This is a genomic window from Mangrovibacterium sp. (genome assembly GCF_059905295.1).
The window spans coordinates 1-11,204 of sequence record NZ_JBZQJF010000013.1; the positions used below are offsets into that span (position 1 = coordinate 1).

The window sequence follows — 11,204 nt, forward strand, 5'->3', positions numbered from 1 at the left end:
AACCACGATATTCAGCGCTTGCGAATTCGCCAGTGAAAAAGAAAATTTATGAGCTCTGGGGGAAAGCCCGGGGCTTTTTTCGTAAGAAATTTTTTGGATTAGCAATCTTCTGCCCCTCTTCTCTTTTCTGCCCCTCGTTTGTAACGAGATTCCGCAAGTGTGTGATCGATCCGAGTAGTTTTATTAAATATCCTTGGTTTTAGCTCTTGCGGAATCTAGGGGGGACTCGCGCGGTATATAGTAGTTGTCAGCTGACATTGTGTTTCCAATTAGGTACGGTTCAACTCAAATCATGGATAATGTCGTTGCAAACGACAAGCAATTAACCCCTCGTTAAAAACGAGGGGTAGAAGTGAATTAATTTTCCAGGTTTTTGGTCTATTTACCGGGTGACGCGAAGTCACCCGGTAAATAAGCAGAGCTGATTAAAAGCGGCTGGCTTCGGTTTCGAGTTCTTTCACCAGCATTTCCAGGTCGGCGTTGCCGGTTACTTCGGCCTGCATAGGCAGGAAAGTAAGCAGCGTGCGCAAGGCATCTTCCAGTTCGGGCCGAACGGTTGTGGCAGCATCAATTTCGTTAGCGGTGGTTTTTGCCGCATTAACTTTGCGCTGGGCCGTTTCGAAATCGGCATTGGCTGCCTTCAGCAGGTCGAACCACACGGTAGCCTGTATCGCAGCCAGCTCGTCGGCAAAGCCGGTCTCGAGCGTTGTGGTTACATTTTTAATAATCGCCGTTTCGGCTTCGTAACTCTGATCATAAACAGTTATACCTTGTTTATCCAGTTCGGCTAAAACAGCTTTCGCCTGAGGTGCCAAATCCGGATGACGCAGGTAATTTTTCACATGCGCGCGCAGGGCTACCCAAATAGTGTCGCGAAAGTTGTCCTTTTGAGCCACATCGGCTGCACTTAACACCGATTTTTCCATCGCTTCCTGGTATTTGCTGTAGGCTCCCACGAAACGATTAAAATAGAGATCAATCCCCATTTCAACTGTTTTCGCAGACATGATCAGTTCATACACCCGCATACAAAAGGTATACATGGCGTTGTTTTTCAAACTTGACAATGAGATTGTAATCATACGCTAAACGTTTTAAATGAATAATTTGTATTGCTTGGTTTTTTGCTAGTATATCCGCCTGATTTATATTGAACCGGCACCCGATAGAGCTACCTGAGCCTCGGAAACCTCGCCCCGACACCCCGGTGTCCTCACCCGAGACTCAGATTCCTTGCCCGGGTTTCAGGGTGGCTTATCCGAGCCTCGGATGGGGCTAACCGGGACCCGGTTCAACAAATCCGAGCCTAAGAAATCACTTCCCAAGTCCCGGGTGACTGAATCCGAATCTCGGATAGCTCGCCCGAGTGACGGTTCACACTAAATTTTCTGTTCTTTACAAAAACAAAATACCGAACGAGAACTCCTATACTCATTCATTCTTCCAAAACTCAATAACAAAAGGATTAAACTATCCTGTATTCTACAATTTTATCGATCGTCCATACCGGTTTTCATAAACCGTATAGTAATATAAACAATTTTGATTAATTATCAATAATCACGAAAGGTGTTTTGAGGCAGGCTGCAACAAAAAAGCCCTGCTCGCAGGGTGCAAGCAGGGCTTTGTTCTGGTTTTAATCAGAATCTACTCGTTTTCGGGTTTCAGCACATACAGGCGAAGCTCCTGGTCGTCGCCTTCGAGCTGAACGGTGGTCACATACTCGAGTCCGAGTTTTTCGAGGATGCGCTGTGATGGCAAATTCCCGTGGGTGGTGATGGCATAAAGTTCGGTCAGCATGAAATCGTCGAAGGCAGCCTGCTTAATGCGTTGAGCTGCTTCAATGGCATAACCTTTTCCTTCGTATTGTTCGAGGAAGGCATAACCGATATCAATCCCGTTTAGCCCTTCGCGATCGTGCAAACCGCAAACGCCCATTTTGACACCATCGGTTTTCCGGATGACGGTGTAGTTGCCAAAGCCCAGGCGCGCCATCTGCGACATCATACGTTCGTGAATATACCGCTCCGCATCGTCGGGTGTTTTCAAGTTACGCGACCCGATGTTGGCCAGCCACTTGGGCGAAGTCATTAGCTTGAAGATAAATTCGGCATCCTGCTCGATTGTTGGCCGCAACAGCAGGCGCTCGGTTTCGAACGATTTATAGCCTTTCATGCCTGCTAAGCTTCCAGTTTTTTATAATAGAGGAGTAACACGCCACTTTCGCGAAACAGGCGGGCATCGGTAATCTCCAGGTTCAGCTCTTTGTCGATTCCCTCGAACAGGGTTTCGCCCTGCCCCAGCACCACGGGATCAACCATCAGCTCAAACTCGTCGATTAATCCTTCCTGCGCCAGTTGCTTCACAAGGCTACCGCTTCCCATCAGGGTAATGTCGTTCCCCTCTGTGGCTTTCAAAGCCTTGATTTTTGCAATAATGTCGCCGCTCAGAATGTCGGTATTGGCCCAGTCGGTTGTCTTCAGGGTATTACTGCAAACCAGTTTGTCGGCTTGGTTAATGCGCAGGGCTACGGCTGGGAAAAGCTCGTAGGCCATGGGCGTCACCCAAAAGTTACGCATCATTTCGAAGGTTTTACGACCGAACAACAAGGTGTTGCCTTCCTGCAATTTATTTTGGGCAAATTCAATTTCCTCGGCCCCGTTGCTATGCCAGTCCAAATCTCCGTCAACACCCTTATAATAGCCGTTGAGCGTGGTAAAAACAAAAGCGGTAATTTTTCGCATGCGTCCTATTTTCGTTCATTATACTTCGCAAATATAACGATGATGAAACGCTGATACTATAGCTTTTAGTCGATTTTCGCTGATTTATCTGTAATCTGCTGCTAAAAGCGCCTAAGAGCGATCAGCTAAAGCTTAATAAATTAAAGAAAAAAAAGTGAAGGATGCTCCAATGACGCGGTTGCAAACCGCATCACCCGGGGATAAACAGTAGGAATCCGATCTTTTCGAAAGATCGGATCCCTAGTAAATGGATTTTGCCACGGGCTATTTATTCGGGCCTGTTACAGACCACTTCAAACTTAATTCCGTCGGGATCTTTAAAGAATACGGCATAATAATCGGGGCTGTATTCGGGATACAGTTTAGGTGGTGTTACGATTGTGGCCCCCATCGTCAGCAGCGATTCATACAGTTGATCGACCTCGGTGCGGCTTTCAGCTTTAAAGGCCAGGTGATGCAGGGATCCGGGTTTGCGGCGGTGAACTGTTTCTTCTTTAAAAGCCTGCCGGGGCGAGGTAATAGCAAAGGCCAACTGCGGATGGGAGTACTCAATAACATCGAAATCGTGCGCAGCAATACGGGCCTTCACCTTTCGTTTGGGATCGAAGCCGAGTAAGGGGAAAAACTGATCGTAAAAGGCTTCGGCCTGTGCCAGGTCTTTCACGGTAATCTGGATATGGTCGATAATGGGTTGCATGGTTTTGTTTTGAAGAATTTCCCTTAAAGATAATAAATTGAAAGATGGCCAAAAGACGCGGTTGCAAACCGCATCACCCGGGGATGAGCAGCAGAGATCCGATCTTTTGAAAAGATCGGATTCCTATGCAAGCACAACTGTTTGCCCGACACTACCCCTGTTTTCATTCCGGTAGGTAAACACACCATTAAGTTTGCGTAATATTTAGCGGGAGCAGTCAACCAGGCAGATTTTGATTTGTTGTAGTGCGCGTAATTTTGCCGTTGAAACAATATTTAGAAAACAGTACCCATTAACCTGAATTCAATTCAACAAACAACACAGGTTATTCGTGAAGTTGGTATTGCATGAAAAGCAATTAGAGGATGAAAAAAAGTCTGTTGACCCTTTCGTTCGGCACCTTTGGATTAGGGATGGCCGAATTTGTGATGATGGGGATTCTCCCCAATGTAGCCCGCGATTTTAACGTTAGCATTCCGCAAGCCGGCCATTTAATTTCGGCCTATGCGCTTGGCGTATGTGTTGGAGCTCCGCTGATGGTGCTCATTGCCCGCACCTACCCTTTGAAAAAGATTTTGCTGGCGCTGGTGACTTTGTACGCCTTAGGCAATTTCTTTACGGCGCTGTCGCCCAGCTACTGGGCTATTTTTACCATGCGCTTTGTTTCGGGACTTCCCCATGGCGCCTTCTTTGGCGTTGGGGCTATTGTTGCCGAAAAGCTGGCCGACAAAGGCAAGAGTGCCCGCGCCCTGGCCTTAATGGTAACCGGCATGACGGTCGCCAACCTGGCTGGTGTCCCCATCGGCACCTTCCTGAGCAACCACTTTTCGTGGCGTATCATTTTCATGTTTACCGGCGCCTGGGGGGCCTTTAACCTGCTGGCGATGATGCGTTGGCTTCCGCAAATGGATGCCCTGCCCAACAACGGGCTGAGAGGCCAGTTTGGCTTTATGAGAAACCTGTCGCCCTGGCTGCTGATTACTGCTACGGCTTTTGCCAATGGGGGTATTTTCTGTATGTACAGCTATGTAAACCCGCTGATGACGGGCATGGGCGGCTTTAGTGCTGATTCGATGAGCTGGATTATGGTTTTGTGCGGACTGGCCATGGTGACGGGCAACCTGATTGGCGGTCGCCTGTCGGATAAATTTGACATGCCCACCGTGCTAAGCAGCGTTCAGGGTATAGCCGCCATTGCTTTGGTTGGACTATTCTTTGCCGTAGGTATTGCCCCGATGGCGTTGTTGCTGCTCGTTATTTGTGCAGCCTCGCTGTTTGCCTTCTCGGCTCCAACCCAGTTACTGCTTCTGCAAAACTCGCGGGGCGGTGAAATGATGGGGGCAGCCTTCCTGCAAATTGCCTTTAACATGGGGAATGCCATTGGTGCATGGAGCGGCGGTGCTGCCATCGATGCCGGAAACAGCGTGAACTATACAGCCATGATTGGTGCCGCTTACCTGCTTGTTGCCTGCAGCCTGATCTTTGTTTTCAAGCAATTGCAAAACCAACAGCTTACACCGGCTACATCCCGGTAATCATCAAACGATCGACAGCCGGAATAAAATACAAAAAGCAGCCGTAGAGTCCCCCAACTCACCAGGCTGCTTTTCACTTTTCCCCTCTCCCTTTTTCCTACTCCCTATTTTCGGTTTCCTTCTTTTTGCTTTGCTGCATCGGATTTGGCTGCGACTGCTTCCACTTGCTTGATTTATACAACTCGAAGCGTGTTGGTTGCACCCGCGGTGGCCAGTAGTTGTTATCCATATCGACATCCGCCGTCTCCTGGTTCGGATCCAGTGTTACCCGGGCAAGTTCCTTTTTAAACTCAAAAACCTTGGAGACTTCGTCATTGTCCTTCCGCCAGATTTCGGCAGGAATACGAATTTCTTCAGAGCTGCCATCGGTAAAATCGAACTTTAAAATCAACGGCATTACCAGGCCTCCGATATTTTTGAAATCCAACTGGTAGAAGTTATCGCCATTATTCAGATAGGCCAACTCCTCATCCGAGTATCCTTCAAGCCCTTTTTTGTAGGCTTTCAGATCGTCATCGGTAACAGCATACTCGTCGTAGCTGCTGTAAAAATCTTTCGTAGAAGGATCCCGTTCAACCAGGCTGTTCTTCCGATCGAGCTCGTTGCGCATGGTTGTAATCGACCGTCGATTTTCCAGATCCTGTTCCTTTTGAATCGGCCTTTCAATCTCCGGGTTGGTGGTATTGGCTTTATACCAACTTACCTTTTCCAGAGCAATATCCACATTATCGGTGGTATAGAACCAACCGCGCCAGAACCAATCCAGGTCAACGCCCGAGGCATCTTCCATGGTTCTGAAAAAGTCCTCCGGCGACGGATGCTTAAATTTCCAGCGATTGGCATATTCTTTAAAGGCATAGTCGAACAGCTCGCGTCCCATAATGGTCTCACGCAAGATATTCAGTGCCACGGTTGGCTTGTGATAAGCATTCTGTCCAAAGTTCAGGATCGACTCCGAGTTGGTCATAATGGGCGACAAATATTTTTTGTCCATCTTCATATAGTCCACAATGGAATAAGGTTCACCTCCGCGACGGTTCGTGGGGAAATCAACATCCCATGCTTTTTCAGTCAGGTACTCAAGGAACGAATTCAAGCCTTCATCCATCCAGGTCCATTGCCGTTCATCGGAGTTTACAATCATGGGGAAGAAGTTATGCCCCACCTCGTGAACGATCACCCCGATCATGCGGGCTTTGGTATTTTCGCTGTAGGTACCATCCGGTTCCGGGCGACCACCGTTGAAGCAGATCATCGGGTATTCCATGCCAATTTGCTTGGTATGTACCGAAATCGCAACCGGATAAGGATAGTCAAACGTGTGTTGTGAATACGTACGAAGCGTATGGGCTACAACTTTCGTCGAATAGTTCTCCCAGAGCGGGTTTCCTTCTTTCGGGTAATACGACATGGCCATCACCGTACGGTCGCCAAATTGCACACCCATGGCATCCCAAATAAATTTACGGGAGCTCACAAAAGCAAAGTCGCGTACATTTTCAGCTTTATAGACCCAGGTTTTGGTTTTGCTTGTGCGGCTGGCAGTAGCCTTGTCTGCTTCATCCTGGTTGATGATAAAAACCGGGGCATCGGCTGTCTCTGCTTTCTTAAGGCGGTTCTGCTGTTCACTCGTTAGTACGGTATTTGTATTTTGAAGTACGCCGGTTGCTCCCACCACCTGATTGGCCGGAGCGGTAATGCTCACCTCAAAATCGCCAAAGGTCAGGGTAAACTCGCCCGCCCCCAGAAACTGCTTATTTTGCCAGCCTTCAACCTCGTTGTAAACACACATGCGCGGGTAGAATTGGGCAATGGTATACAGGTAACTGCTATCGTTCTCAAAGTATTCGTAACCGGAACGGCCTCCGTCTGTCATCCGGTTGTTGATGTTATACCACCACTTCACCGAAAAGCTCACCGAACTGCCGGGCTTCAAGGGAGTCGGCAAGTCAATCCGCATCATGGTTTTGTTGATGGTATAGGGAAGTGAATTTCCCCTGGCATCCTTAACGGCTTCAATCTTGAATCCGCCATCGAAGTCGCTCCCCGTAATATGCTTCAGCTGGTACATGCTAACTTTACTACCCAATTGAGAGGTTGAAGTCAAAGGTGAATCAGAGTTACGGGCCCGCATATTTTGATCAAGCTGCAACCACAAATAGTCCAAAGCATCCGGCGACTGGTTATGGTAGGTGATTGTTTCTTCACCATGAATTTGTTGCTTTTCGTCGTTCAGCGCCACCGCAATTTTGTAATCGGCCTTTTGCTGCCAGTATTCATGTCCCGGGGCTCCCGAAGCTGTCCGGTAAACATTGGGCGTTGCAAATTCCTGCTTCAACTGACGAAACTTGTTATGATTGGTATTCTCCTGCGCCATGCCATTGACAAAACAGGCTAAAAGAAATGCCACCAGATACATTTTTCTCATAGGGATTGATTTTATCGAACAATTTGTATTGCTCAATTGGGAATAATTACACTTTTCTCTAAAAAAAGTTCACGCCGTGATATATCCTTGTTGAATAATGATGGTTAAAGCAATACCTGCTGCCGCTCCCGATACAAAAATTTTCCACGCAAGATGCTCAAATCGAACAAGGTGAACCAACATCGTCAGCACCAGGAAATAGCCGGTTAAGATTAACAACTGCCCTAGCTCGAGCCCCAGGTTAAAAGCCAGCAACGGTCCTACAATTGACGTTTCCGTTCCCAGCAGTTCCTTCAGATAATTCGAAAAGCCCAGACCATGAATCAATCCAAAAAACAAAACAACCACATACAGAAAAAGCTGCCTGTTGAAGGTCGGTTTGCGTAAGTTCGACAAAGCCGTAATCAAGATGGTCACAGGGATCAAAAATTCAATCAGTTTCGGAGAAATCAGGATATAATGCAGGGTCGATAAGGCCAGGGTGATTGAATGTCCAATGGTAAATGCGGTGACCAGAATCAGTAGACGTTTAATTTGCGTCCACTGGTATGCAGCACAAAGTGCCAGAATAAACACAATATGGTCGTAAGCATTCAGGTTAATGATATGTTCGAAGCCTAACTTCAAATAGAGATGAAAAGTACTCATGAAAAGACAAGTTTGTTCCGGAGTTTATACAATTTGATTTAGATTTTGCAGATTTGTAAGCAAATTCACCAATCTATTACACAAAAACAGGCAAAAATGAAGGCTTTATTTTTCATTTTACTCACAATAAGCTTGCTATTGGTTACAAAGCAGGAAGTTCTTGCACATCCTTTTCATGTGAGTATGTGCGAAGTAAAGTACAACAGCGATCATCACAGCCTGGAGATCGCCTTGAAAATATTCATTGATGATTTAGACCTGGCCCTGAGTAAGCAGGCTATCCCGGATCAACATTTTGGGGAGAAAGATGAAAAGGAAGGAGCACAACAATTTCTCGAAAGCTACCTGAACCAACATGTTTCCTTTGTAGTAAACGGCGCAAAACAAGTTCTGAATTTTATCGGGAAAGAACGCGATGGCGATGCACTTTGGTGCTACATTGAGCTTGACAAGATTGATCGGATTCAAAGCTTTGAAGCAAGCAGCACACTTTTCTTCGGGATCTACCAGGATCAGCAAAACATCATCCAGCTTACAAACGAGGGAAAAGTTCGAAGCCTATTGTTACAGCCGGGCAAGCCGAGTGACAAACTTCTGTTTTAAACGAAAAAAAAAGCTACCGGCGGCCCGATAGCTTTTTCATATTTTGCTTTGTCTAAAATCTTAGTTCAGAAAAGAACCGGCTTTTTCGATAGCAGCCTGCAAGCCACTAACATCTTTACCTCCGGCTGTTGCATAGAATGGTTGACCACCGCCGCCACCTTTCATCTCTTTCGCTGCTTCGCGAACAATTTTGCCGGCATGTAAGCCTTTTTCTTCCACGATATTCTCTGAAATCATCACGGTCAACAGAGGTTTCCCGTTTACTTCAGCGCCAAGCACCAGGAATAAGTTGTCGATCTCTCCTTTCAGCTGGAATGCCAGGTCTTTAATCATTGCTGCATTATTCAGATCAATAATTTCAGCAATCATATTCACCCCACGCTCCATCATGACACGGCTCTTCAGATTCGATTTGGCAATCTTCAGACTTTCGCGTTCGAAGCCTTCAATCTGTTTTGACAGCTCCTGATTCTGGCTCATCAAAGTTACAACGCCATCCAGCACATCTTGCGATCCTTTAATGGCATCTCTAATTTGCTGCAATAGATTCAAACGATCGTTGATATAACTTTCAGCACGTCCGGCTGTAACCGCTTCAATACGACGGATACCGGCAGCTACTGCACTTTCGGAAACAATTTTCAGCATCCCGATTTGACCGGTTGCCTGCACATGGGTTCCACCACAAAGTTCTACCGACTCGCCAAACTTAATCACCCGCACCTTGTCGCCGTATTTTTCACCAAACAGCATCATGGCACCAAGTGTTTTGGCTTCATCCATTGGTACTGCACGGCTTTCTTCCAGCGCTGCATTCTGACGGATTTTCTCGTTCACCAGTTTTTCCACTTCGGCCAATTCTTCCTCGGTCACTTTTTGGAAATGGGAGAAGTCGAAACGAAGGTGATCGGCATTTACCAGCGATCCTTTTTGCTCAACATGCGTCCCCAACACTTCGCGCAAAGCGGCGTGCAACAAGTGAGTTGCGGTGTGGTTATTCGCAATATTTTTTCGGCGCTCAACATCAACAACTGCTTTGAATGAACGCTCGGCATCGGCCGGCACTTTTTCAACCAGGTGAACAATCAGGTTATTTTCTTTTTGGGTGTCGAAAACCCGAATCCGCTCACTTCCGGCTTCCAGGTAGCCCTGATCACCTACCTGACCACCGGACTCGCCATAAAACGGCGTTTGATCGAACACCAACTGGTAATATGTTTTTTTCTTCTGCGTTACTTTCCGGTAGCGGGCAATGTGAACATCCGATTCCAGTTTATCGTAACCCAAAAATTCGGTTGACTCAATACGCATCAGTTCTACCCAATCGTCTGTTTCCTGCTGGGCCGCACTTCTTGAGCGGTTTTTCTGAGCTTCCATTTCGGCATTAAAAGCAGCCTCATCAATGGTCATTCCGTTTTCGCGGGCAATCAAGCCGGTTAAGTCAAACGGGAAACCAAAGGTATCGTAAAGGGTAAACGCATCTTTACCTTCAACAACCGATTTATTTTCAGCTTTCGCTTTTTCAATAATATCATCCAGCAATTTAATACCGGTTGACAAAGTACGCAGGAAGCTCTCTTCTTCTTCCTTAATTACTTTCTCAATTAAAACCTGCTGTGCCTGTAGCTCCGCGAAAGCCTCGCCCATATTCTCCTTCAGAACTTCCACCAGTTTATAGATGAAAGCTTCGCGGAAATTCAGGAAGGTGTAGCCGTAACGAACCGCACGACGCAAGATACGACGGATCACGTAGCCGGCTTTATTGTTCGACGGCAGTTGCCCATCGGCAATGGCAAACGAAATGGCCCGCAGGTGATCGGCAATCACACGCATCGCGATATCTGTTTTCTCGCTATCGCCGTATTTTATATCACAAAGGGTTGAAATCTTAGCAATAATGGTTTGGAAAACATCGGTATCGTAATTCGACTTTTTACCTTGCAACACCATACACAAACGCTCGAAGCCCATACCTGTATCAACATGTTTCGCAGGAAGTTCTTCCAGGCGTCCATCAGCTTTACGGTTAAACTGAATAAATACCAGGTTCCAGATTTCGATCACCAGTGGGTTGTCTTTGTTCACCAGCTCAGCTCCGGAGATCTTTGCCCGTTCAGCATCATCACGCAGGTCAACATGAATTTCGGAACAAGGACCACAAGGGCCTGTATCACCCATTTCCCAGAAGTTATCTTTCTTATTACCATGCAGCACCCGCTCTGTCGGAAGATGTTTCAACCACAAATTCTTGGCCTCTTCGTCCAGCCCGAGGTTATCATCCTTACTTCCTTCAAAAACAGTTGCATACATCCGGTCAGCCGGAATTCCCATCTTTACGTGCAGAAACTCCCAGGCCCAATCAATCGCTTCAGTTTTAAAATAATCACCGAACGACCAGTTTCCAAGCATCTCGAACATGGTATGGTGATAGGTATCATGGCCCACTTCTTCCAAATCGTTGTGCTTACCGCTCACACGCAAACATTTTTGCGTATCGGCCACACGAGTCGATTTTGCCGGTTCGTTACCCAAGAAGATATCCTTAAACT

At 46.9% G+C, this 11,204-nt stretch carries 9 protein-coding genes; 2 read left to right on the forward strand and 7 right to left on the reverse strand.

Annotated features, from left to right (window positions below; genetic code table 11):
* Window positions 1-425: 425 nt before the first annotated feature.
* The 4 genes from AC37HE_RS00555 to AC37HE_RS00570 form a co-directional block, all read right to left on the reverse strand.
* Window positions 426-1,082, reverse strand: coding sequence for a DUF6261 family protein (locus AC37HE_RS00555; RefSeq protein ID WP_500780818.1), 657 nt, complete (start codon window positions 1,080-1,082; stop codon window positions 426-428).
* A 565-nt stretch (window positions 1,083-1,647) separates the two neighbouring features.
* Window positions 1,648-2,175, reverse strand: coding sequence for a GNAT family N-acetyltransferase (locus AC37HE_RS00560; protein WP_500780819.1), 528 nt, complete (start codon window positions 2,173-2,175; stop codon window positions 1,648-1,650).
* 5 nt (window positions 2,176-2,180) lie between these two features.
* Window positions 2,181-2,744: a dihydrofolate reductase family protein gene (locus AC37HE_RS00565; protein ID WP_500780820.1), complete on the reverse strand. Its 564-nt coding sequence runs from the start codon at window positions 2,742-2,744 to the stop codon at window positions 2,181-2,183.
* A 268-nt stretch (window positions 2,745-3,012) separates the two neighbouring features.
* Window positions 3,013-3,441 (reverse strand): VOC family protein, encoded by a 429-nt coding sequence (locus AC37HE_RS00570; protein WP_500780821.1) that lies wholly within the window; start codon window positions 3,439-3,441, stop codon window positions 3,013-3,015.
* A 365-nt stretch (window positions 3,442-3,806) separates the two neighbouring features.
* Between AC37HE_RS00570 and AC37HE_RS00575 the strand changes: the two genes are divergently transcribed.
* Window positions 3,807-4,976, forward strand: coding sequence for an MFS transporter (locus tag AC37HE_RS00575; RefSeq protein ID WP_500780822.1), 1,170 nt, complete (start codon window positions 3,807-3,809; stop codon window positions 4,974-4,976).
* 97 nt (window positions 4,977-5,073) lie between these two features.
* Here the strand turns inward: AC37HE_RS00575 and AC37HE_RS00580 are convergent, their stop codons facing one another.
* Together AC37HE_RS00580 and AC37HE_RS00585 are read right to left on the reverse strand one after the other, a co-directional pair.
* A complete protein-coding gene (locus AC37HE_RS00580; RefSeq protein WP_500780823.1) occupies window positions 5,074-7,404 on the reverse strand; it encodes a M1 family metallopeptidase in 2,331 nt (776 codons plus the stop codon).
* 69 nt (window positions 7,405-7,473) lie between these two features.
* The gene (locus AC37HE_RS00585) at window positions 7,474-8,052 is read right to left on the reverse strand and encodes a HupE/UreJ family protein (RefSeq protein ID WP_500780824.1); all 579 of its coding nucleotides are present in this window, start codon (window positions 8,050-8,052) and stop codon (window positions 7,474-7,476) included.
* Window positions 8,053-8,148: 96 nt separating this feature from the next.
* On the opposite strand from AC37HE_RS00585, the gene AC37HE_RS00590 reads away from it, so the two are divergent.
* Window positions 8,149-8,655 carry a DUF6702 family protein gene (locus AC37HE_RS00590; protein ID WP_500780825.1) on the forward strand — a complete coding sequence of 169 codons (507 nt, stop codon included), beginning with the start codon at window positions 8,149-8,151 and terminating at the stop codon, window positions 8,653-8,655.
* A 60-nt stretch (window positions 8,656-8,715) separates the two neighbouring features.
* Here the strand turns inward: AC37HE_RS00590 and alaS are convergent.
* Window positions 8,716-11,204: alanine--tRNA ligase (gene alaS, locus AC37HE_RS00595; protein WP_500780826.1), on the reverse strand; the 2,489-nt coding region annotated here is incomplete at its 5' end.

What these genes read in the sequence shown, in the direction of transcription:
- AC37HE_RS00580 (WP_500780823.1), bottom strand. Translation starts at nt 7,404, where the DNA reads ATGAGAAAAATGTATCTGGTGGCATTTCTTTTAGCCTGTTTTGTCAAT.
- AC37HE_RS00585 (WP_500780824.1), bottom strand. Translation starts at nt 8,052, where the DNA reads ATGAGTACTTTTCATCTCTATTTGAAGTTAGGCTTCGAACATATCATT.
- AC37HE_RS00590 (WP_500780825.1), top strand. Translation starts at nt 8,149, where the DNA reads ATGAAGGCTTTATTTTTCATTTTACTCACAATAAGCTTGCTATTGGTT.
- AC37HE_RS00570 (WP_500780821.1), bottom strand. Translation starts at nt 3,441, where the DNA reads ATGCAACCCATTATCGACCATATCCAGATTACCGTGAAAGACCTGGCA.
- AC37HE_RS00560 (WP_500780819.1), bottom strand. Translation starts at nt 2,175, where the DNA reads ATGAAAGGCTATAAATCGTTCGAAACCGAGCGCCTGCTGTTGCGGCCA.
- AC37HE_RS00555 (WP_500780818.1), bottom strand. Translation starts at nt 1,082, where the DNA reads ATGATTACAATCTCATTGTCAAGTTTGAAAAACAACGCCATGTATACC.
- AC37HE_RS00575 (WP_500780822.1), top strand. Translation starts at nt 3,807, where the DNA reads ATGAAAAAAAGTCTGTTGACCCTTTCGTTCGGCACCTTTGGATTAGGG.
- AC37HE_RS00565 (WP_500780820.1), bottom strand. Translation starts at nt 2,744, where the DNA reads ATGCGAAAAATTACCGCTTTTGTTTTTACCACGCTCAACGGCTATTAT.